This window comes from Capnocytophaga genosp. AHN8471 (genome assembly GCF_016806945.1).
In the GTDB taxonomy this organism is placed as follows: domain Bacteria; phylum Bacteroidota; class Bacteroidia; order Flavobacteriales; family Flavobacteriaceae; genus Capnocytophaga; species Capnocytophaga periodontitidis.
Genome location: NZ_JAESPJ010000021.1, coordinates 65,289 through 88,618 on the forward strand (window position 1 = coordinate 65,289; position 23,330 = coordinate 88,618).

At 39.5% G+C, this 23,330-nt stretch carries 22 protein-coding genes, 1 tRNA gene and 1 pseudogene; 7 read left to right on the forward strand and 17 right to left on the reverse strand.

The genetic code is table 11. The features are described 5' to 3' along the window. Positions 1-40 precede the first annotated feature (40 nt). A complete protein-coding gene (locus JMN12_RS09805; RefSeq protein WP_088593869.1) occupies positions 41-1,312 on the reverse strand; it encodes an adenylosuccinate synthase in 1,272 nt (423 codons plus the stop codon). Positions 1,313-1,321: 9 nt separating this feature from the next. Beyond that, positions 1,322-1,804: a Fur family transcriptional regulator gene (locus JMN12_RS09810; RefSeq protein WP_009750966.1), complete on the reverse strand. Its 483-nt coding sequence runs from the start codon at positions 1,802-1,804 to the stop codon at positions 1,322-1,324. A 104-nt stretch (positions 1,805-1,908) separates the two neighbouring features. Here JMN12_RS09810 and JMN12_RS09815 point away from each other — a divergent pair, with 104 nt between their 5' ends. After that, a complete protein-coding gene (locus JMN12_RS09815) occupies positions 1,909-4,164 on the forward strand; it encodes a helix-turn-helix domain-containing protein (protein WP_203138884.1) in 2,256 nt (751 codons plus the stop codon). Between the two features lie 60 nt (positions 4,165-4,224). Here the strand turns inward: JMN12_RS09815 and JMN12_RS09820 are convergent, their stop codons facing one another. From JMN12_RS09820 to JMN12_RS09875, 12 genes and pseudogenes are all read right to left on the reverse strand, one after another. Next, the gene (locus tag JMN12_RS09820; protein ID WP_203138885.1) at positions 4,225-4,731 is read right to left on the reverse strand and encodes a hypothetical protein; all 507 of its coding nucleotides are present in this window, start codon (positions 4,729-4,731) and stop codon (positions 4,225-4,227) included. 115 nt (positions 4,732-4,846) lie between these two features. After that, positions 4,847-5,326 (reverse strand): ExbD/TolR family protein, encoded by a 480-nt coding sequence (locus tag JMN12_RS09825; RefSeq protein WP_088593866.1) that lies wholly within the window; start codon positions 5,324-5,326, stop codon positions 4,847-4,849. Positions 5,327-5,340: 14 nt separating this feature from the next. Further along, positions 5,341-5,955 carry an ExbD/TolR family protein gene (locus JMN12_RS09830; RefSeq protein WP_203138886.1) on the reverse strand — a complete coding sequence of 205 codons (615 nt, stop codon included), beginning with the start codon at positions 5,953-5,955 and terminating at the stop codon, positions 5,341-5,343. A gap of 6 nt (positions 5,956-5,961) precedes the next feature. Continuing rightward, complete coding sequence (locus JMN12_RS09835) at positions 5,962-6,390, reverse strand: hypothetical protein (RefSeq protein ID WP_009413416.1); 429 nt, start codon at positions 6,388-6,390, stop codon at positions 5,962-5,964. 29 nt (positions 6,391-6,419) lie between these two features. Further along, positions 6,420-7,151, reverse strand: coding sequence for a MotA/TolQ/ExbB proton channel family protein (locus JMN12_RS09840; RefSeq protein ID WP_088593864.1), 732 nt, complete (start codon positions 7,149-7,151; stop codon positions 6,420-6,422). A 64-nt stretch (positions 7,152-7,215) separates the two neighbouring features. After that, positions 7,216-7,303: transfer RNA gene (locus tag JMN12_RS09845), tRNA-Ser, on the reverse strand. 69 nt (positions 7,304-7,372) lie between these two features. Further along, the gene (locus JMN12_RS09850; protein ID WP_203094718.1) at positions 7,373-8,401 is read right to left on the reverse strand and encodes an asparaginase; all 1,029 of its coding nucleotides are present in this window, start codon (positions 8,399-8,401) and stop codon (positions 7,373-7,375) included. Then, positions 8,388-9,521 carry a 1-acyl-sn-glycerol-3-phosphate acyltransferase gene (locus JMN12_RS09855; protein ID WP_203138889.1) on the reverse strand — a complete coding sequence of 378 codons (1,134 nt, stop codon included), beginning with the start codon at positions 9,519-9,521 and terminating at the stop codon, positions 8,388-8,390. The genes JMN12_RS09850 and JMN12_RS09855 overlap by 14 nt, the downstream gene beginning before the upstream one ends. Positions 9,522-9,592: 71 nt before the next feature. Further along, the gene (locus JMN12_RS09860; RefSeq protein ID WP_009413412.1) at positions 9,593-10,354 is read right to left on the reverse strand and encodes a TatD family hydrolase; all 762 of its coding nucleotides are present in this window, start codon (positions 10,352-10,354) and stop codon (positions 9,593-9,595) included. 133 nt (positions 10,355-10,487) lie between these two features. After that, the gene (locus JMN12_RS09865) at positions 10,488-11,702 is read right to left on the reverse strand and encodes a DUF6051 family protein (protein ID WP_198467319.1); all 1,215 of its coding nucleotides are present in this window, start codon (positions 11,700-11,702) and stop codon (positions 10,488-10,490) included. Positions 11,703-11,727: 25 nt separating this feature from the next. Then, on the reverse strand, positions 11,728-13,323 hold the full coding sequence (locus tag JMN12_RS09870; RefSeq protein ID WP_203138891.1) for a RagB/SusD family nutrient uptake outer membrane protein: 1,596 nt from the start codon (positions 13,321-13,323) through the stop codon (positions 11,728-11,730). A gap of 8 nt (positions 13,324-13,331) precedes the next feature. Beyond that, positions 13,332-16,408: pseudogene (locus JMN12_RS09875) on the reverse strand (SusC/RagA family TonB-linked outer membrane protein). 263 nt (positions 16,409-16,671) lie between these two features. Between JMN12_RS09875 and greA the strand changes: the two are divergent. The 3 genes from greA to JMN12_RS09890 are packed head-to-tail and all read left to right on the forward strand — an operon-like array spanning position 16,672 to position 17,750. Beyond that, on the forward strand, positions 16,672-17,145 hold the full coding sequence (greA, locus tag JMN12_RS09880) for a transcription elongation factor GreA (protein WP_203138893.1): 474 nt from the start codon (positions 16,672-16,674) through the stop codon (positions 17,143-17,145). Positions 17,146-17,192: 47 nt separating this feature from the next. After that, a complete protein-coding gene (locus JMN12_RS09885) occupies positions 17,193-17,333 on the forward strand; it encodes a hypothetical protein (protein WP_009410099.1) in 141 nt (46 codons plus the stop codon). Positions 17,334-17,363: 30 nt separating this feature from the next. Next, positions 17,364-17,750 (forward strand): HIT family protein, encoded by a 387-nt coding sequence (locus tag JMN12_RS09890; protein WP_009410100.1) that lies wholly within the window; start codon positions 17,364-17,366, stop codon positions 17,748-17,750. Positions 17,751-17,833: 83 nt separating this feature from the next. Here the strand turns inward: JMN12_RS09890 and trxA are convergent, their stop codons facing one another. Then, a complete protein-coding gene (trxA, locus tag JMN12_RS09895) occupies positions 17,834-18,154 on the reverse strand; it encodes a thioredoxin (RefSeq protein WP_034555701.1) in 321 nt (106 codons plus the stop codon). Between the two features lie 107 nt (positions 18,155-18,261). Beyond that, a complete protein-coding gene (locus tag JMN12_RS09900) occupies positions 18,262-19,059 on the reverse strand; it encodes a DUF4476 domain-containing protein (RefSeq protein WP_203138895.1) in 798 nt (265 codons plus the stop codon). 236 nt (positions 19,060-19,295) lie between these two features. Between JMN12_RS09900 and JMN12_RS09905 the strand changes: the two genes are divergently transcribed. From JMN12_RS09905 to JMN12_RS09915, 3 genes are all read left to right on the forward strand, one after another. Further along, entirely contained in the window at positions 19,296-19,679 is a 384-nt protein-coding gene (locus JMN12_RS09905; protein WP_198005895.1) for a lipocalin family protein, read from the forward strand. 97 nt (positions 19,680-19,776) lie between these two features. Continuing rightward, positions 19,777-20,175 (forward strand): lipocalin family protein, encoded by a 399-nt coding sequence (locus JMN12_RS09910; protein ID WP_203094701.1) that lies wholly within the window; start codon positions 19,777-19,779, stop codon positions 20,173-20,175. Between the two features lie 79 nt (positions 20,176-20,254). Then, positions 20,255-20,698 (forward strand): lipocalin family protein, encoded by a 444-nt coding sequence (locus JMN12_RS09915; protein ID WP_009413403.1) that lies wholly within the window; start codon positions 20,255-20,257, stop codon positions 20,696-20,698. A 112-nt stretch (positions 20,699-20,810) separates the two neighbouring features. On the opposite strand, the gene topA is transcribed toward JMN12_RS09915, so the two are convergent. Continuing rightward, positions 20,811-23,300 carry a type I DNA topoisomerase gene (topA, locus tag JMN12_RS09920; protein ID WP_203138897.1) on the reverse strand — a complete coding sequence of 830 codons (2,490 nt, stop codon included), beginning with the start codon at positions 23,298-23,300 and terminating at the stop codon, positions 20,811-20,813. Positions 23,301-23,330 lie beyond the last annotated feature (30 nt).

A 23,330-nucleotide genomic window follows, 5' to 3' on the forward strand; every position in this document is an offset into this window, starting at 1 on the left:
CAAAAAAGGCTATTCATTTGCGAACGAATAGCCTTTTTTATTATCTCATAATGGTTTGTGTTCTATCAGGTCCTACAGATACTACTTTGATAGGCACTTCTAATTCTTTTTCTAAGAAACTGATGTACTCTAATAGTTCTTTAGGCAGTTGCCCGTAGGAGTTAAGCTGGGTGAGATCTTGATGCCAACCTTTGAGTTCGGTATAGATAGGGGTTACGTTCTGTTCTTCGATATTGTAAGGCAGGTGCTTGATTTCTTTTCCTTTATAGAGATACGAGGTACACACTTTTAGAGTTTCAAAACCGCTGAGCACATCGGCTTTCATCATTGTGAGTTCGGTTACTCCGTTCACTTGTACAGCGTATTTGAGGGCTACCAAATCGAGCCAACCACAACGGCGGCGACGCCCTGTTGTAGCACCAAACTCTCGACCTACTTGGGTCATTGTTTCGCCTATTTCATCGAAGAGTTCAGTAGGGAAAGGCCCGCTACCCACACGGGTTGTATAGGCTTTGAAAATACCTATCACCTGACCGATGCTGCGAGGTGCAACACCTAAGCCTGTACAAGCACCAGCAGCGGTGGTATTAGAGGAAGTTACAAACGGATAAGTGCCAAAATCGATATCGAGCATAGAGCCTTGAGCACCTTCAGCAAGTATTTTTTTACCTGCTTTGAGGGCTTGGTAGAGATATTCCTCACTATCAATAAATTGAAACTCTTTGAGTACTTTCACAGCCTCGAAAAACTCAGCTTCTAATTCTTTGAGGTTATACTGTATATCTACCTTGTAGTTTTCAAGCATTTCTTCGTGTTTATCGGTGAGATTGCGATAGCGTTCGTTGAAATCGGAGAGTTCTATATCGCCTACACGCAAACCATTACGACCCGTTTTATCCATATAAGTAGGGCCTATTCCTTTGAGGGTAGAGCCTATTTTTGCTTTGCCTTTAGCCGCTTCGGAAGCGGCATCTAAGAGGCGGTGGGTAGGTAAAATAAGGTGTGCTTTTCGTGAAATCAGTAAGTTTTTTTTCAGATTGACTTCATAAGGAGCGAGTGCTTCTATTTCTTTTTTGAAGATGATAGGGTCTATCACCACCCCATTACCGATGATATTTACGGCACCTTGGTGGAAAATACCCGACGGAATGGTATGCAACACGTGCTTGATACCATTGAACTCGAGAGTATGCCCCGCGTTAGGTCCTCCTTGAAAGCGTGCAATGATATCGTAGTTTTGAGTGAGGACATCCACGATTTTACCTTTTCCTTCGTCTCCCCACTGAAGACCTAATAATAAATCTACTGCCATTTTGTTTGATTATTTAGTTGTACTCTCTTTGGATTCAGGTTGTTGGGTATCAGTTTTGCGCGTACCGTAGAAATAAAGAGAGTGATTGGTAATATTGATATTAAATACTTCTTCTATTGTTTTTTGTATAGTTTGGATGCGCGGGTCGCAGAACTCCATAATTTCACCTGTATCGGTAAGGATGATATGGTCGTGCTGACGATCAAAATACGATTTCTCGTAGTAAGCTTGGTTTTGCCCGAATTGGTGTTTGCGCACCAAACCACATTCGAGAAGTAGTTCGATAGTGTTGTAGAGGGTTGCACGACTTACGCGGTATTTCTTTTTCATATTGGCATAGAGCGTTTCTATATCAAAATGGTCGTTATACTCGTAAATTTCCTTTACAATAGCGTATCGTTCAGGGGTTTTACGATGCCCATTATCCTCTAAGTATTTGGTAAGTACCTTTTTAACAATTTCTAAGTTTTCTTCTGATGTGGGTGTATTCATAGTTCAACTTGTAATCTTTTGTGGCAAAGGTAGTTTATTTTTTTTATATTGCAAAATATTTTATACTTTTGTACTCATAAAACTATATCAGCCCAAACAAGAGTATGGAAGAGCGCATTCTTACACTTATCAACGAAACCAATAGAAATATATTTTTAACAGGGAAAGCAGGGACGGGAAAGACGACTTTGCTACACAAAATCATAGAAACCAGCTATAAAAATACGGTGGTTGTTGCCCCCACGGGGATAGCGGCGCTCAATGCGCGCGGGGTTACCATTCACTCGCAATTTCAGTTACCCTTTGCTTCATTTTTACCTACCTCCTCTAATCCTCCTATCGCCAATGAATTCTTTAGATTTGAAAACCGCGAATCACTAAAACGACACTTTCAAATGCATCGTAACAAGCAGCAAGTTATCAAAAATATGGAACTGCTAATTGTAGACGAGGTGAGTATGCTACGCGCCGACGTATTAGATGCGATGGATTTTATGATGCAATTTATTCGCAAAGATAGGCGACCTTTTGGAGGTGTACAGGTGCTCTTCATAGGTGATTTGCTACAATTGCCTCCTGTAGTGAAACAAGAGGAATGGGAGGTGCTAAAGCATTACTACACAGGAATATACTTCTTTCAATCACAAGTTATCAGCCAGCATCCACTGTTGTATGTAGAGCTTGAAAAGATATATCGGCAAACCGATGGGGTGTTCATTTCTATACTTAATCACCTAAGAGACAACAAGCTCACCCAAGAAGATTTGCGACAATTGGCTTCACACGTGCAACCAGAGTTTGCCAAACAGCACAAAAATGAGTACATTACCCTCACCACTCACAACAATAAAGCCGATGCAATGAACCAAGAGGAGTTAGAAAAACTTCCCTCTCCCCTATTCAGTTACGAAGCCGATGTGGTAGGCGATTTCCCTGAATATCTCTACCCTATTGAAAAGGTAATTCAGCTAAAAGAAGGCGCCAGAGTGATGTTTATCAAGAACGACCCCTCAGGAGAACACTTGTTTTTTAACGGAAAAATGGGAACCGTGGTAGCCCTTGGTGAGAAGGAAGTGAGCGTTGCTTTAGACGACGGCATCACTATTGATGTAGAGCGTTACGAATGGGAAAACGTGCGCTACAAAGTGAACGACACTACCAAAGATATTGAAGAAGAACGCTTAGGCACTTTCACTCAATACCCTTTGCGATTGGCGTGGGCGATTACGATACACAAAAGTCAAGGGCTCACTTTTGAAAAAGCAGTGTTAGACCTGGCGAGTGTATTTGCTTCAGGGCAAGCATACGTAGCGTTCTCACGCTTACGTTCGTTGGATGGGTTAGTACTCTTGTCGTCGGTAACACAAAACGGCATTGACAACGATGAAAAAGTAATAGACTACGCCGAGAACAAAGCTACTGAAGAGGAAATGCTACAAGCCTGCCGTGAAGGGAGAATAGACTTTTTGAGAGAATGCATACTCAAAACTTTTGATTGGCAATCTCTTTTAGAAGAATGGTACACCCATAGCTATAATTATATAGGTGATTTAGGCAACAAAAACGCCTATAAAAGCTGGGCAATGCAACAATACGCACGAGTGAAAGCGATGGTTGCTGTATCAGAGAAATTTAGTAAGCAACTATTAGGATATTTCCAAAGTCCTACCCCCATACCAACCATTTTTGAGAGAATACTGAAAGCCGTCGCCTATTTTAGTCCGATATTAGAAACAATATGGTACGAGTTGTTATATGTAGAGACCAAAGTAGCAGGTTTAAAGAAAGTAAAAGAGTTCAGCAAAGAGCTGAAGGAGTTAGACGACAGTCTCACAGAAGTTATTAAGAAACTGTTTCGTTTAGAGCAGATGGTAGTATTACTACAAAGCCAAACGCCTTTCAGCAAAGAGAATATACAGCCCAAGAAATTAGAAGCAATGCGCTTTAAACTGATAGAACGCGTACTCACGGTCCTAAAGAATGAACAGCTATTTGCAAATCCGTCTAAAGTAGGCATTCCTGAAAAGAAGACTAAAAAAGATAAGAAAGAAAAGATTTCCACTTATGATATTACATTGCAATTATGGCAACAGAAGAAAACGGTAGCCGAGATAGCCAAAGAGCGTATGTTCACAGAAGGGACTATTTATGGGCATTTAGCCAAGCTGATAGAAAGAGGTATTTTATCAACAGAAATTATAGAAGCAATTTTCACCACTGAAGAGATTAATGAATTAGAAGCTCTTTTTGAAAGTGAAGAAGATCTAAGCACCATAAAAGGTATTTATGAGAAAGCGAATGAAAAATATGATTATGGGCGATTGCGGTTGTTTAAAGAGTATTTTTTAAGTAAGAGATAGAGAGTTTTATAATCAACTTTGCCAAAGTCTTTAGACTTTGGCAAAGTGTATAAGTGTTTTTTATAATCTATAGGTAACCCCTGCTTTGAAACCAGCAGCAGCAAAGGAATTGTGTTCTACAAAAAGTTCAGCATTTACACCAAAGTTTTTGTTAAAGAAGTAACGACCACCACTTTGCAAGCGCAGTGCAAAGCCAGAATCGTAGTAAGGAGTCCAATCTCTATAATCGGAGTCGTTAGACCAACTGTAATAGCCTAATGATAGCCCCCCATATAAATCTACATTGGAAGGGATTCCTTTGATGTGTTCGCCAAAGTGATAATTACCATTAGCTAAGAAGCCTACACTAGTATATCTTACATTACTATAAGTTCTGCCGCGGTAAAAAAGTTCACCTCCGACAGATATTTTATCGGCAACACCGAAATCGGCGGCGGCATATACCATAACACCAGGTCCTGAGATACCTAACCCTCCGTTGATTTGAACATCACCAGGTTTAAAAGATTGTGCAGAAGCTACTCCTGCTGTGAGGAGCAAGCCAAAAAATAAGATAATTTTTTTCATAAATATTTACTATTAAAATGTTTCAATAGTGCAAAGGTAATATTAATTTTGAGAATAACAAAAAAAGACACATAGATTTATGTGTCTTTTTTATGATAGAAAGTTTAAAATGTTTCTATTTTTGATTCAAAGGAGAACCTTGACGAGCGATATAGTTGAGTTTCAAAGCATTTATTTCTTGTAATTGCTCACGGATATCACTCACGAGCCCCATATTAGTATCGGCATCTACTTTCAAGGCGGTGATATAAACATCTTTAAGGGCGTCGCGCAAGCCTTCACGATAGTTAAGGATATAGTGGCTTACTTCTGAAACGTCAATAAATTTATCATTTACCTGAATTTTGGCATTAACCCCGAACTTAGCTTGATATTTAGGAAGGGGTTTACCAGCGTAGATATAGACTACAGGGTCTTTTTTATCTAATTTTTGAATTTGATCGGCTACGGGCAACTTATTTTGCACCATCAAGTCACTATCTTTTGATTCTGTTACAGTCATAAAGAAAAACAAAAGCATAAAGATAATGTCAGGCAAAGAAGCCGTAGAAACAGGAGGTACTTCACCACTTTTCTTTTTAGTAAATTTTGACATATTCTCTTTAATTTTTAGTGCTTTTTAGGCGCGGTTTCTATAAGTTTTCTTGGGAAGCGTTTTTGTAGTTCCAAGATAATAGGTTCAAGGTGGTCTTTACGTGCTTGAGGAGTACGAGCCGCGTTGAACTCTTCTTCAATTTGAACATAAGGAACCTCGTTAGGGAATTTCTTTTGGCGTTCACGTTCGCGGAGTTCGTTATAAGCTGCAATGAGTTCATTCTGTACAGCTATATAGGTTTTGTACGAAGTTTCGCGGTCGTTACGCAAAGAGATAACAGCTTTATCTGGGTTATCAGAAGACAATGGATTTTTATTACCTTTACAGTAATTACAAGAGAGATCACCATTGTTATCTAAGAAGTCAATAGCTGTTTGTTTAACGTCTTTAAGTTCCTTCAACTGGTTGTTTATTAACAACTGATTGTTTTTATTCACTACCACAACCAATACGTTTTTCTCTTTTACTGGTGGAGGTGGAGGCGTATTTTCTTGTGGTTTAGGAGGTAGTTTTACAGTGATCCCTGTATTGCTTTCGATAGTAGTTGTTACCAAGAAGAATATCAACAAAAGGAAAGCGATATCGGCCATAGATCCTGCGTTTACCTCAGGTATTGAACGTTTTGCCATAATTTTTTATCTCATTAGTGCTTTTTTCACATTGGAAGCGATAAGTGCTACAACGGCAGCGGCCACCAATATATACAAAGCGATTAGACCTGTGCTTGTCCATTTTCTTACAGATTCGCTGGCTTTTTTCACTTCTTCACTAGCGTTAGCTTCAACAGCTCCTGAAGAGAAGATGTAGGCTACGAGGAGAATGACAACAAAACCACCTGTATAGATAAGCGTTTTTTTGAGTGCTTTTGGTGAAGACAAGATATTTTGTGCTGCTGAAATCACTACTGCGACGAAAGCAATAGCTAATAATATATAGGTAAGCACAAATAAAGCTTGCATAGCACCATTATTAGGGTCTTCGGCATTAGTAGAAGATAATACTCCCCATAGGATTACCCCAATGACACCTAAAGCAAGAGCTACATATTTTGCTATTTTATACATACTAAAATTTGTTTAATGGGTGAGTAAAATTATTTAATTTTTCTTGCTACTAAGAGGTCGATAAGAGAGATAGAAGCATCTTCCATATCGTTTACGATAGCGTCGATTTTAGCGATAATGTAGTTGTAGAATACTTGGAGGATCATCGCAACGATCAAACCGAACACGGTAGTAAGCAAGGCAACCTTGATATCACCAGCGATCAAAGAAGCATCCAAACCACCAGCAGAACTAATTTTATCGAAGGCTTCAATCATACCGATTACAGTACCCATAAACCCTAACATCGGTGCGATAGCGATAAAGAGAGAAATCCAAGAAACGTTTTTCTCTAATTGTCCCATTTGGACACCGCCGTAAGATACCACTGATTTTTCGACCATATCAATACCTTCACCAGCGCGGTCTAAACCTTGATAGAAGATAGAGGCAACAGGGCCTTTTGTATCGCGGCACACTTCTTTAGCAGCTTCAATACCTTTGCTATCGAGGGCTTGTTCGATGTCGGCGATTAATTTTTTAGAATTGGTAGTTGCCATATTGAGGTAAATAATTCTCTCAATAGCTACTGCCAAACCAATGATCAAGCAGAGCAAGATAGGCGCCATATAGGCAGGCCCCCCTTCGATGAAACGCTCTTTAAATACTTGGTGGAGCCCTTTACTTTGTTGTGCTGCATCAGCGGCTTCCTGAGCACTAACCATAGCTACGTTTAAAATTAACATTGCTACTAGAAGTAGCTTAGATGACATTTTTTTCATTTGTTTAATCTTTTAATTTGTTAGTTGATAATTTAATGTTTAATAATATTTTTTAGAAAGAAAGCAGAGAGGAAGGGATTCGAACCCTCGATACGCTTGTGGCGTATATACACTTTCCAGGCGTACTCCTTCGACCACTCGGACACCTCTCTTTATGCTGTTTCTGAATGCCAAAGTAACAAAATATTTTTTTATCTCGCAAGTTTTTTCTTAATTTTTTGCTAAATTTCTCCAGCTATATTTTCTTCAAACTTGATTTTGAACATTTTAGGAGAAATATTTTTTCTAAGTAAAAGCATTAATTTTGTGATTGCTGACTCGGTTGTGAGGTCTTTTCCGTCTATGATTCCCATCTTTTTGAGGGCTTCACTTGCCTCATATTTGCCCATCATCACGCTACCTCCGGAACATTGGGTTACATTCACTATGTATATTCCTTTATCAATTGCTTTTTGCAAACTTTCTACGAACCAGCTATCGGTAGGGGCGTTGCCTGATCCATAGGTTTCGAGTACTACCCCTTTGAGATTAGGAATACTAAAAAAGCCATTGAGCACGGCGGGGGTAATTCCTGGGAACATTTTAAGAATAGCTACATCAGTTTCAAAATCTTTCCAGACTTCTAAGGTAGTGTCTTGCTTGCGCGGCAAGAGGTTTTCCTTCATCACCTTTAGATGTACGCCACTCTCTACCAATAATGGGTAGTTGAGAGAGGCAAAGGCTTGAAAGCGTTCGGCATTTATTTTAGTTGTGCGATTGCCGCGATAGAGTTTGTACTCGAAATAGAGTCCTACTTCTTGTATTACAGATTTTCCATTTTCTTTGAGGGCTGCCAACTGTATGGAGGTAATAAGATTCTCTTTGGCATCGGTGCGCAGGTCACCTATGGGGAGCTGAGATCCGGTAAAAATCACAGGTTTGGTAAGCCCTTGTAGCATAAAGCTCAAAGCTGAAGCTGAATAACTCATTGTATCGCTACCGTGGAGCACTACAAAACCATCGTAGTTGTTGTATTCCTTTTCAATGACCTCAGCGATTTCAATCCAATGTTGAGGGTTCATATCGGAGGAGTCGATTACTTTTTGAAAGGAATGTACCGAAATATTACAATCTAAATGAGACAATTCGGGGATGCGTTTATAGAGATTATCGAACTCGAAAGCGCGCAAAGCCCCTGTTTGGTAGTCCTTTATCATTCCGATAGTTCCTCCGGTATAGATGAGGAGTACTTTTGAGTTATTGGTTTCCATCGAATTTATTCTTTACAGGATTGGCGTACATTTCTAAAAATTTTTCTTGAGAAAGGTCTTCAGATTTGCTTCGGTTGTTCATTCGTCGTTCAAACTGTCTAAATTCTTTTTCGTTGTAGCAATCTTTATATATAGAGGTGTTGTTGAGCAAATCATAAGCAATGTAATTGGCGGGGAACAATTTGTACTGTTGATGGATAGCGCGGTCTAAGCACTCAGCTAAGGCTTGTAGTTGTTTGTTCAGGTGTTGATGAGCAGCTTCTATAGTATCGATTTGTTCATAAAAAGGTTGCCCTACTGAGATATGTACACGTCCTTTTTGTCCTATTAGCCCTTGAATGATATTCTCAAAATCTTCTTTTTTAGATTTCACGTACTCTACGCCGTTGTGTTGAGCGATGAGTGCGGGCAACTTCAGTACATCGGTGGGGTCGAACTCATAGGAGATAGACATAGGCACGATGTTGAGGGTTTTGAGGTATTGCAGAGGGGTTACGCTTTTGGGGGTATTGAGGGTAAGCATTTTCAAGACGCCTTGCTGGGTACGGTCATCACCGTTTTTGGTACGCCCTTCGCGCTGGGCAATCCACACATTGCGATGTTCTTCACTGATGCAGTGATGTATATACTCGGATACCAATTTAGAGTGTTCTAAAGCCTCACGAGGGGGGAGACTTCTATATATAACAATGTTTCTGTTGAGCATTGCCAATATTTTGAGGTATTTTTTTTTGAGTAGATTGTCGCCCATAGCCGAAGCGGTCATTGAGAGATGATTGTCGTGCAAAGCAACATTTAACAAGGAAGTATCTAAGATAATATCGCGGTGGTTAGAAACGAATACATAACCTTTTTTAGGATCTAAAGCACTAAAGCCATCGCAAGTAAACTCGGTGATACTTTTTTCAATTGCTTTAGTCACCACTTGGTACATTATATCCACCTGAAAATCGGATACTTTTTGGCAAGCGAGGAGTCTTTCCACTCGCTGTGCAGGCGTATCTTCAGGAAATGCATAAGCCATCATTGCTTGAATCAAAGGGGTATCTTTGATTTGTAACAAGGCTTTAGGCACTTCGTTATCATTGAAGGGGCGTATAGATTTGAAATAATCGGTCATTTCAGTGGTTTTGTATGCTTATTCTTTGTATACGAAAGGCAAAGTAACGAAATATATTTGATAACACCTAATTAAATGTTAAATATTTTTGTAGCATTGATATCGGTAAGGCGGATTATCTCACTTTCTGGAAGTTGATATATATCCGATAATTTTTCTACAACTTTCACAATATAAGCACTTTCGTTACGCTTTCCACGATAAGGTACGGGCGCCAAATAAGGGCTGTCGGTTTCCAAAACTATATGACACAAATCAATATTTTTTAAGAATTGGTCGATTTTTCCATTTTTAAAAGTTACTACTCCCCCTATTCCTAAATGCAATCCGTAACTGATAGCGCGATGGGCTTGCTCTTCTGTGCCCGTAAAGCAGTGGAAAATACCAAAGAGGTCGTCACTTTTTTCAGTTTCTAAAACCTCAAACACTTCGTCGAAAGCCTCTCGACAGTGAATAACAATAGGCAACTGATGTTTTTTAGCCAACTGTATTTGCCAAGCGAAAGCCTCTTGTTGTTCTTTGAGAAAGGTTTTATCCCAATAGAGGTCGATACCTATTTCGCCTATCGCACAAAAAGGGTGCGCAGACATTAGGGCTTCTACGTGAGCGAGTTCTTCTTTATAGTTCTCTTTCACACTACAAGGGTGCAAACCATTCATCAGGGAAACATAGTTGGGGTATTCATTTTTTAGTTGGAACATCCGCTGGGTATAACTCGCATCGATAGCAGGAATAAAGCAATGGGTTACGCCTGCTGCTTTTGCGCGAGCCATCATCTCGGTACGGTCGAGATCAAATTCTTCTGAGTATAGATGGGTGTGAGTATCTATCATTTTATTAGTCGTTAGGGTGAGAGGTGCGATCCGCACGGGCGAAAATGAGAGCTATGGGAGGTGCGAGAGCTGTGAGAATTTGTAATATTTTAGTCCCTACCTCTTTTTAACTCTTACCTCCTAACTCTTAGTCTTAGCTATTATAAAACGCTGCTGCTGATGTTACGAAACGATTAAAGGCTTCGGTTACTTGCGGGGCATTTTTGGTGGTGAGGGCAAAGGGGTTCATATGAGTATAAGGATAATCGTAATCGTCTATCTGTACCTCTATATTGATATTGCGATAACCGCCCTTTAGGGTATTGAGAGCTTCGATAGGAGGTGTTACTTCATCTTTTTCTAATACTAAGGCTTTGATTTGATTTTCAAGTTGTGAAAAACGTTGTTCACGTTCTTTCTGGTAATAGTTATAGCGCAACATCGTTTTGAACCAGCCTTCATCAAAATGAAGCTCACTATCTTGATAATGCCTTAGGCGATCGTCGTTCTTGAAGTTGGTACTCAGTAACTCGGCAAAGGTTTTTTGCATCGTTATGGCAGCACGACCGTCCATTATGTATTTAGAAATAGGGAACATACGGTCGATGGTCATTCCCCCGCAGAAGCAGAAGAGTTTGGCATTAGCAAAATATCCCTTAGGGTTTGCCATCATCAGTATTACTGAGAGGAAAGAGCCTATGGAATAGCCAAAGAGATCTACTGTAGTAGTTGGGGCAATGCTAGGAAAAACTCCCGCCTTTAGATCGGTGATGAACTGCACTATATCGTTATAGGTTTGCAAACCCGACCAAAATAGTCGCTGAGGAAAAGCATCTAAACGTGTAGAGGTCGCTGCATTCACATAGGAAGTTTCGGAATTATCAGGAAACTCATTCATTCGCTTCTGTGCGATGGAATACATCTCTTGGCGAGAACTCCAACGCTCAGGGGCACGACTCATATGAAATGCTATGGGGAAGAGCACCACAGCTTTGCCTGTTTGTGTTGCCAAACCATAAGCCCACGGGAGATATTTATCCCATTTTTTTTCGTTGAGCCCGTGAAAAACAATGATTACCCCGTTAGACTTTTCTGTATGAAGGGGTTGGACGATGTGATATTGGAAGTGGATATTACAATCCACATCATAGTCAGCCCAATGCAAATCGTCTTGAGCATCATTGAGTTGAGAGGGAAACGCTACCTTGTGTTCTTGGCAAAACAAATGCGGACTCCCTGGCAAATAGTGCTTAGCACCTTCTGAAAAGAAGTTGTTATGCAAAATACGAATACCCAATTCAGGCACTTCAGTATCGCGCTGGGTATCAAAAATCTTTTTTAGTTTGTTGTACAATTCGTAATATTCCATAAGATTAGGAGTTAGGAGATAGGGGTTACCAGCCTAGGTTTTGTTGCCAACGCCCTTTCTCGTGATTAATTAATTTCTGTGGGATAGGCCATACCATTTTATAATGACCAGCAGGTAGATTTAATTGAGTAAGTTCGTTAGCAGGAGTATCTAAAACGAGATTGAAAGAGAGGGTTTGTGGAGTACCTCTCTGTACGCCTAATCCCCAACGATTCAAGTCGAACAAGCGGAAACCTTCAAAGCAAAGTTCGCGGTTGCGTTCGTTTTGAATGTCGGTAAAAAGGGCGGTACCACTGCTTGTAATATCGTTGGCGGAGGTGAGTCCGCGAGCGTGGCGGAGGGTATTTAGATAAGTTTTTGCTTTAGTTTCATTAGCAGCTTTATAGGCAGCCTCGGCAGCAATAAGGTAAGTTTCGGCTATGCGAAAGAGTGTAGGTTTGTGTCCATAATACAGAAAGAAATCATTTTCAATACTCAACTGTTCATTGCGAGGGTATTTGTTCACTACATAAGCTAAATTTTCGTCGGGGCAGTCGTAAGTAAAAAAGTCGGGCATATCGACTGACAAATCTATTTGTTTTATATACACTGATTTTCGCCAGTCGTTATTATCGAACAAATTAACGAGAGTGCCTGTGGGCACGACATTAGGGTCGGCTAAGTAAGGTCGATTTCCACCACATACGGGGAAAGGCGGTACTGCGGGGAAAGGGAAGGTCATATTTTTATCTTCAAAGAGATACAAATCGTTGTGATTAGCAGGTCTTTCGATATTGCTTCCGATAACTCCTGAGGTCAATTGAGTAATCGTTTCGTTAGTAGCATCATTTTTCCAAACAGCCTCTAAGTCGGTTTGAGTGTTCACCAAAGGATATTTACCAGAGTTAATAAGCTCTTCGGCTACCTGCAAGGCTTGAACCCAATCGGTTTTATAGAGCAATACACGGGCTTTAAGGGCTTTAGCGGCATCTACTGTAAAAGTGGTCGCCCCTACCCTACCCGTTTGGTTAGAGAGCAAATGTATAGCTTTTTCTATATCGCTTAGAATAAATTGATAGGTATCGGCAAGGCTACTGCGCAAGGGAGCTTCACGGGAGTCCATTTTTTCGATAACCAAAGGCAGACCTAAATCATTAGCAGCATTGGTGGCATTATAAGGTTTGCAAAAATGCGTTACAAGATAGCTGTAACAATAAGCGCGACTCAAGAAAAGTTCACCACGCAAAGGTTTTATTTCCTCTTGATTTTCTTTATTTTCTGTACCTTCTATAGCTGCATTGATATTGGCTATGATGTTGTACTGAGTATCCCATATATTGAGAATATTGCCATTAGAGCTATTCAGTTCACCATAACGTTGAAAATCTCTTATCACATCCCTTCTGTTATTGATTGTTAGGTTCAGATAATCGGCTTGAAGGTCGGTGAGGTACATAGTTTCACCTTGATGATTGTTGCGAATAGCGCTGTATATGTTATTCAACCAAAAGCGTACTTCTTTAGGGGTGTTGAACGTATTTGTCGCTTTGGTTTCATCATAAGGTTCTTGGTCGAGACTAAAACAGCCGTTTAGCAACAGTGCTACAATTAATAATAAGTATATAGAATTGATTTTTTTCATTGTTTTTTTTATAATTTAAGTTCAACACCTAAGGTATATTGTCGTGTAGGAGGATACCCTCCTATGATACCCATTTATAATCGGGGTCAACGCCCGTGAATTTGGTAAAGGTAAATACGTTTTGAGCTGATAGTGAGAGCCTAACAGCTTTCACCACTTTCAGTTGATCGATAGTTTCTTGTGGGAGGTTATAGCTAAGACTGATATTTTTCATTCTCAGGTAATCGGCTTTTTCGAGCAGACGTGTATCCATTGTCATCATCACATCGCTATCGATACGGGGTATATCGGTATTATCGCCAGGTTGTTTCCAATAGTTAAAGATATCGGTACTGATATTTTTCACTCCGAAATATCCGGGGTTTAGTAAATCTCGTTTATCTCTATTGATATTGTATTTTCCTAAGGAATAAGAGAAAGTCATAGTCAACGAAAAATCCTTATAGGTAATGTCACAACCCAAACCACCATTGATAGGGGCATATCGTTTTTTACCAGTGCTTTGGTCTAAAGCATCGGGGCTATAGACATTGGTAGTTTTGGTATCATCAGTTTGTTTTTCCATTTTATCATCGCCTGCTTGATACCACACTGCATTTCCGTTGTTATCAATTTCTTTAAAGATAGGCATCATCCACTCTATAGGTTTCCCCACTTTATACCCCATATACAAAGCACGGTTGTACGAATAATCCTTACCGTAAGAAATATTAGTAACCTTCTGTTGATTGTAATTCATATTGAAATAAGGGCGGACAGAGATTTGTTTTTCTCTATTCTGATAGGCAGTGGTAGCCAAAGAGAAGTCAATTCCTCGGTTTTGCATATCACCTATATTATCAGGTATCATCGGGTAACCAAATACACTATTGATATCACGAGAGGAGAGTATTTTGAAAATCTTTCTGTCGTAATATTCGATATTAACAGAAGTATTTCCTGCTTTGAGCACAAAATTTAGTCCGAAAGTGCTTTTGCGTTGTTCTTCCCAATTTAAATTAGGGTTACCGAGCACTTGAGAGAGTTTGAAACTGAGTTGCCCGTCATAGAGGTCGGTATTATCGGCACGGGCGAGTATCATATTTCTGTAATCACCTATACGAGCATTGCCTGATACCCCTGTGCTAAAGCGCAAGTTCAGGTCGGTAAGCCAATCTATATTTTTTAAGAAACTTTCTTCTTTGAGTTTCCACATTGCTCCTACAGCCCAAAAGTTTTGATAGCGATGGCTTTTTATAAAAGCAGATGAGCCGTCGCGTCGGGCTGATAGGTCTAAGAAATAACGATTGTTATACGAATATTCTAAGCGAGAGAAAAATGAATTGAAAGTGCTGACACTTTTGTTATCGGAAGCATTTTTTTCTTGAGCTCCGTGAGAAAGCATAGTAAATACATCGGAAGGTTGCCCTTGTGAAGAAGCGCTAAATCCATAAGAAGTATTTTCTATAGATTCTTGACCTAACAAGAGGTCGAACAAGTGTTTTTGGCGTATATCGAATTTATATTCCAATAAGTTAGTATAGGTTTTTTGGATAGATTTATTGATATCGCGTCTCACCCGTCCTACCACTTGTGAACCGAATTTATAATCGGTGAAAGATGGCATAGGGGTTTTGGCTTCATTTTCGTATATGTTGTACTGTATCCCCACTTGTGATTTAAAAGTAAGGTTTTTAATAGGTTCAAGCACGATGTAACCTATAGGGATAATATCGTCGTTAAAGCTATTGTTTATGAAGTTTTTAGCTATATAATCGGGGTGATAGAAGCCGTTGCGAGTACCTCTAATGGAATTGATAAACTCTTTAGTTTTACCATTATTGTCATAAGGAGTATAAAAAGGCAGGGACAAGAGCTCAGAATCTGAGGGGAAAGGATTGGTATAGATAGAATTGTCACTATGTGCGTAGGAGAGCGAAAGCCCTGCTTTGAGCCAATCAGTTAGTTGAGAGTCTAAATTCATCACCACATTATAACGGTTGAATTTAGTACCACTTCTCATTCCTTGTTGGTTTAAATAGCCCGATGAAATATAGTAAGTAGTATTGTTATTACCACCAGATATAGTGAGATCGGTGCGTGAAGTAGGCACAAAATTGTGATACAACACCTTTTCCCAACGGGTGTTATAAGGATTTTCTCTAAGGATTCTATCGGCTATAGCTGTGGGGTCGGTTTCGGTGTAATTGAGTCGTCTACCCACTTCTACTATTTGATTAGGAGCTTTGAGTAGCCAAAAATCCATATATTCGCGAGGGGTTGCTAATTTATCGAAGTATTTACGAGTTACATTGTTGAGTGCAGAAACCCCCAATTGATGATTGATAGTAATGTTAGTCCGCTCGTTGTATTTACCTCTTTTGGTAGTAATGAGGATCACACCGTTGGCAGCACGAGCTCCATAGATAGAAGTAGAAGCAGCGTCTTTCAATACTGAAACGCTTTCAAAATCAGCGGGGTTGAGCGCCGTCATCACACTGCTACTCACGGGCACTCCATCTACTATATACAAAGGGTCGTTTGCCTGTGCTTGAGCCCCAGCTTTTTCAAAAGCCGAGGTAAAAGAGCTCAGACCGTGAATGAGCACAGATGAAGTAGCGCCAGGCGCACCTGTATTGGTAGTTACGACCATACCTGCCACCCGCCCTTGTAGTGCATCAACAACGTTAGCTCCTGGAATTTCGGCAATATCTTTTCCTTTTACTGTAGCAACTGAAGCCACTGTACGACTGGCTACTTTTTTACCACCATAGCCTACTACCACGGTACCTTCGAGCTGTTGTACATCCTCTTGCATAGTAATATTGAGTTCTTTAGTGCTTGCAGTGAGTTTTTTCTCTACCGTTTTCATTCCTAAGAAAGAAAACTTGAGCACATCACCCACATTTGCTTTTAGGGAATAATGCCCATCAAAATCGGTAGTTGCACCTCGTTGGGTACCTTTCACTAAAATAAAAACACCTAATAAAGGTTCATTTTTACTGTCCTTTACAGTTCCTGAAATTTCAATTTGCTGAGCGCTCATAGTACCTACTATCAGCAAAAAAAGCAGCCAAACATAGCTTGGTGATAATTTTCCTCTCATAATTACTTAAAAAATAAGTGCAAAGTTTTCAAAAAAAAACTGAGATATGCAAATTAATTTGGTGATTTGTTAGCCCTGCCCCCGAAAGGGAGTTATCGATTTGTGAGGTACTTTATTTTGAAGATTTGGCAATTTGGCGATTTGATGTTTTATTTTTTGCCATTTCAAAAAAATGTATTACCTTTGCGCCCAGAAATCCTCAGAGAGACTATTTGAGGATTTTTTATTTTTATATAAACATAACAACATCTAAAAAGAATATTATGAAAAAAGTATCATACTACACTGCTGAAGGATTGAAAAAGCTCCGCGATGAGCTCAACCAGCTGAAAGATGTGGAGCGCCCTCGTGCTTCTCAAGCGATTGCTGAGGCACGTGACAAGGGAGATCTTTCAGAAAACGCTGAGTACGACGCTGCTAAAGAAGCACAAGGTTTATTGGAAATGAAGATTGCCAAACTCGAAGAATTGGTAGCTAATGCCCGCATTATCGATGAATCACAACTCGATGTGAGCAAAGTACTCGTGCTTTCAACCGTAAAACTAAAAAACCTCGCCAACAAGATGGAGATTACTTATACGCTTGTAGCAGAAAGTGAAGCCGACCTAAAAGCAGGGAAAATATCGGTAAGTTCGCCTATTGGCAAAGGGCTCTTGGGCAAATCAGTAGGTGAAATAGCTGAGATTAAGGTACCTAATGGCACTCTTAAAATGGAGATTTTAGAAATTACAAGATAGATAAGAGGTAAGAACATATACTAAATATAATTTTTTATTACTAAAATATGATTTTACCCCAATCAGAAGATAAACTTGCAACAAAGCAAGATTTAGCGCAAGCTAAATTAGATATCATAAAATGGGTGGTGGGATTATTTATTACTCTTGCCCTTATGATTATTGGTTTATACTTAAAGATTGGCTAAGTCCTAAAACCTGAACTAACAAATAAAAAAATGAGTATTTTTACAAAAATTATCAATGGGGAAATTCCTTGCTACAAAGTAGCAGAAGATGATGAGTTTATCGCTTTTTTCGATATCAACCCTAATGCCAAAGGGCATACCCTCTGTGTGCCTAAACAAGAAATTAGCTATATTTTTGATATGGATGACGACCATTATCTGCGCTTGATGGCTTTCTCAAAACGCGTAGCCAAAGCTCTTGAAAAAGTAGTACCTTGCGAGCGTATAGGCGTAGCAGTTGTAGGTCTTGAAGTGCCTCACGTACACGTGCACCTCATTCCTATCAGCGAGATGAAGGAAATGACCTTCCAACACAAAGTAAAACTTACCGATGAAGAGTTTAAAGCGCTTGCGCAGAAAGTAAGAGAAGCGTTTTAGCCTTAAAGAAGACGATACAAAAAAGGCTATCAACAATTACAATAAGTTGTTGATAGCCTTTTTTGTTGTAACACGACAAGCAATTAAGACAATAATCCGTCTAATGCATCGGTGTAGGTTTTTTTAGGAGCTACTCCCACTTGGCGACCTACTACCTCTCCATTTTGGAATACCAATACGGTAGGAATATTGCGAATGCCATATTTAGCAGCAAATTCTTGGTTGTTATCCACATCTACTTTGCCTACTACTACTCTACCTTCGTATTCTTTAGATATTTCTTCTATAACGGGAGCGAGCATACGGCAAGGACCGCACCACACTGCCCAAAAGTCTACTAATACAGGTTGGCTACTTTTAAGTACCAACTCTTCAAAATTTCCATCTGTTATTTCTAATGCCATACTAATATGTTTTTGTATTATTGTTAAATTTGAGGCAAAGATACGATTTTTATCGAATACACAAAGCCTCATAGTAATAGTTTTTCGTTATACTGTTATAACATTCATTATCTACGTACTGATTGCAAGAATTCCGAAAGTTTCTTTTTACCAGAGGGAAAAGTAAATTTAGCTTGCAACTGGTAGTAATTTTGAGGATCCACCACATTGGGGTAGGCTTCTTGAGCGATGATAAATTTATTGTCATCAAAAGAAAGTTCTTCCATCAATTGTCCTACTTGCTCGGTGGTAAATGAGACAATATTTTTTTGAGCGCGAAAGAAAGCGAGTTTGTCTTTATCGAAAGTTTCATCCTTGTACATTTTAAAGAAGTTGTTGAAATCGCTTTGACGCATCATAGGAGCGCCTCCATAATTCCCTCCATAGGAGCGATTCCACACGTCATTCCACTGGCGACCGTGATAGGAAGGCTGGTTGTTGTTCAAGCTAATTTCGTCTAACAAATATAAGCCATCACGCGAAAAGAAGTCCATTATCATACGAGTATTGTCGCGCGGGTTAATCGTTACGCGATAGATTAGTGTGCGCCCTTGCCAGATACTAAGCGGCTGAGGAGTAGCTGTTACATCAAAAAAGCGGTACATACCCGTAGTGCTGGTAATTTCTTGATCACCTATACTCATTGTAAATCGACCACGTTCAGGAATGCGGATAAACACTTCGGCATAACCACCGTTGTAGTCGTATTCCCAATCAATATTCACCGAGATTCCACCACGTCCCACAGCACGTGCTTGTTTGTTTTGGTGGTACTCATTTTGTAATAAACGTCCAGCTGAGCCTACTTCTTGAGCCCAACTTACAGAAGCAAGAGCCCCTAAACATAGTAATAATAACTTTTTCATAAGGTATATAGTATTTTATTGACAATAGGTAGCGAAATTCGTGCCAAAGGCATTTTTTAGGTAAGAGATAAGAGGTAAGAGATAAGATTTTGTACTACAAATATTAATGAAGAGATTGAACAAAAATAGATCAAGTGATATTTAACAATAATTTAACACCAATAAAAGGGTGAATTTGTATCTTTGCACCGTTGAACTAATAAAAACAATGTAAGCAAATGAAAAAACTTTTAAAAATGGCTTTTATAGCCGCAGCATTTTTTGTAACATCGTGTGGAAAATCAGACGATGGTGCGAGCATTAACAGTAAAGATTTAATAGGCACTTGGTATTTAGAAAGTGTTACTATGATGAAAACATCTGCTCCTCTTAACGATTGTAACAAGCAAACAAATATTGTTTTCACTGACACTCAAATTTCACTTACTATGTATGAGGGAGTAGCTAATGATTGCCAAATGACTAAACAAACAGATACTTATCGCATTTCTCGCAATACTATTATCACTAATGATGAGGCTGTTAAAGTTTCTTTATCAGGAAATAAATTGACTTTTATTGACACCGAGAATATTGATGGAAATACAGTTCCTATAACAATGGTTTTTGTAAAACGATAGAGGAACCTTTTCTTAGGTAAGAGATAAGAGGCAAAATTGTATTTTTGCACCGTTGAACTAATACAAACAATGTAAGCAAATGAAAAAACTTTTAAAAATGGCTTTTATAGCCGCAGCATTTTTTGTAACATCGTGTGGGAAATCGGACGATGGCGTGAGCAATAAGGACTTAGTAGGCACTTGGTATTTAGAAAGTGCTACTATTAATGGAGAAGTTCAGCCCTACACAGATTGTGAAAAGAGAACAAATATAGTTTTCACTACTACAGAGTTCTCATCTGTTGGTTATGCTACAAAAAATGACACTTGTACAGAGCTTGGAAGAAACAGTGGGACTTACACAGTTTCAGGTAATACAATTTTCTACAAAAAGCAAGATGGTAGTAGTTATAGTAGTGAAATTAGTTTATCAGGGAACAAACTTACTATCACTCAAACTAAAAAAGATGAGAGCGGCAAAGAAGTTACTGATACAATAGTTTATATAAAACGATAGAGGAACCTTTTCTTAGGTAAGAGATAAGAGGCAAAATCGTATTTTTGTACCGTTGAACTAATAAAAACAATGTAAGCAAATGAAAAAACTTTTTAAAATGGCTTTAGTAGCCGTAGCAATTTTTGTAACATCGTGTGGAAAATCGGACGATAAAACAAATAATCAAACAAACAATAGCTTAGTAGGAAGTTGGATTATTGAAAGTGAAACAGAAAATGGTGTTGAGAAAGTTCTTGATGAATGTGAGAAGAAAAATACTTACACTTTCACTGCTGACAACAAATATTCTTTAGTTTCTTATGACATCAATCCTACAAACAATCAATGTAAAGAAAGTCAGGAGGAGGGTACTTACACTATTACTGGAAAACAGATTGTTTTAACAGAAAAAGGAGATAGAATAGGAGAAGCTGATGAAGCTACTTTTTCTATAACCAACAACAAACTTACTCTTACTTTTGAAGATTTCAACAAAAGTAGTAGTGTTACAGAAACTACTGTTTATATCTATAAAAGAAAGTAAATTTTCTTTATAAACTAAAAAAGCGCAATACCTCAAGGGGCGTTGCGCTTTTGTTATTTTATTTGTTTGGATATTTTAAAATTCTCCACATTAGAAAGTGTTCTACAATTACTTACTTACTTTTAGCTACTACTTTTTTGCGAGTAGTAGTTTTCTTAGGTTCTTTCTCGGTAAGGAGAGCAAGGGCTTGCTCTTTAGTGAATGTTGTTACATCGGTATCTTTAGGGAGCTCTACCTTGGATTTACCTTTGATGAGGGTAAAACGCCCCCAACGTGCTTTCTCTATGCGAATAGTTCCTTCATCCCATTCTTTTACTACTTTCTCTGATTCTTTTTTAAGTTTATCTTCTATGAGTTCTTGTACATCTTGCTGGGAGAGGTGATCAAAATTGTACTTCTTAGGTACATTGATATAGGTATTATTCCACTTGATAAAAGGTCCAAAACGACCTACTCCTTTGGTTACCTCTACCCCTTGATAAGTAGCAATAGGGGCATCGGCTTTTTTCTTTTCACCGATGAGTTGTTTGGCACGGTCGAGGGTTACACTAAATATATCTTCTCCTTTATCAAGCGATATAAAAGCTTCACCATAACGCACGTAAGGGCCAAATCTACCTACATTCACTTCTACATTTTTGCCATCAACTATACCTAAATGACGTGGAAGTTCAAAGAGTTTGAGAGCTTCTTCAAAGGTAATGGTTTCGATAGACATACCTGCCAGCAGACTTGCATAGATAGGTTTTTCGGTATCATCGGGGTTGCCTATTTGTGCCATTGCTCCATAACGCCCCAAGCGTACGCTGAGGGGGCGCCCTGTTTTAGGGTCAGTGCCAAGTACACGTTCACCTGTTTCACGCCCTGTATGTTTTTCAACATTTTCTACTACGGGGTGAAAATGTTTGTAGAAATCTGAAAGCATCTCTATCCAATTCTCATTACCCTCGGCTATTTCGTCGAAGCTATTTTCTACTTTAGCAGTGAAGTTATAGTCCATTATATTATCGAAATGGTTTACGAGGAAATCGTTTACTACACTGCCTATATCGGTGGGAACGAGCTTTCCTTTATCAGCGCCTATACGTTCGGTTAGGGTTTTAGGGGTAATTACATTGCCTGTAAGGGTGAGCTGGTGGTAAGGGCGCACTTCCCCTTCAAGGGTACTACGCTCCACATAACCACGATTTTGAATAGTGGAGATGGTAGGCGCATAGGTAGATGGACGCCCGATGCCAAGTTCCTCTAATTTTTTTACTAATGATGCCTCGGTATAACGCGGTAATGGACGTGTAAAGCGCTCAGTAGCAGTGATATGGTGATTAGTGAGCTGTTCTCCTTTTTTAAGGTTAGGCAACATTCCTTCTTGTTCTTCTTCCTCGTCGTCGGTACTTTCTAAATAGACTTTAAGGAAACCATCGAATTGTACCATTTCACCATTGGCTATGAAATATTCTTTATGTTTATCGGCTTCTATTTTTACGGTGGTTCGCTCTATTTGGGCATCAGCCATTTGAGAAGCCAAAGTGCGTTTCCAAATCAGTTCGTAGAGTTTATTTTGGTCGGGTTCAGCAGCGATATTAGGGCGGCTCATATCGGTAGGGCGAATGGCTTCGTGTGCCTCTTGCGCTCCTTTACTTTTGGTTGCGAAGTTGCGCACTTGGCTATATTGCTCGCCGAAGAGCTGTACTACTGCATTTTTAGCTGTGGTGAGAGCTTCTTGTGAAAGGTTTACGCTATCGGTACGCATATAGGTGATGAATCCAGATTCGTACAAGCGTTGGGCTACCGTCATTGTTTTACTAACCGAAAAGTGCAATTTCCGCGCGGCTTCTTGTTGAAGCGTGGAAGTAGTAAAAGGCGGTGCAGGTGTTTTTTTAGCGGGTTTTGTTTCTAAGGATTGCACCTTAAAGTGAGCCCCTATATTCTGTTGCAAGAAAGCTTCGGCTTCTGCCTGAGTATCAAAATTTTTAGGGAGGGCTGCTTTTACCACTTTTCCTTCGGCAGTTGTAAATTCGGCGGTAATTCTATAAGAAGATTGTGTTTTGAAGTCCTGTATTTCGCGTTCTCGCTCTACAATAAGGCGTACAGCTACCGACTGCACGCGCCCAGCTGAGAGACCGCTTTTAATTTTTTTCCAAAGTACGGGGGAGAGTTCGTAGCCCACGAGACGGTCGAGCACACGGCGTGCTTGTTGTGCATTTACCAAATTATAATCGATGCCGCGAGGATTTTTAATAGCTTTTTCAATTGCTGATTTAGTAATTGAATTGAAGACAATGCGTTTTGTATTTTCTTTTTTGAGTTTGAGTGTTTCGGCGAGATGCCACGCTATAGCTTCTCCTTCGCGGTCTTCATCGGAAGCCAGCCATACGGTTTCGGCGGTAGCAGTGAGCGCTTTGAGGTCTTTTACGAGGTTTTTCTTATCGTTAGAGATGAGGTAGTTTGGTTTAAATCCGTGTTGGATGTCTACCCCTAACTCGTTAGAAGGTAAATCTACAATATGCCCGTAACTGGACACCACTTTGTAGTCCTTACCCAAGAATTTTTCAATAGTTTTAGCCTTTGCAGGCGACTCTACAATCACTACATTCTTAGCCATACGCTTGTTTGTTATTTTGAGTTATTGGGC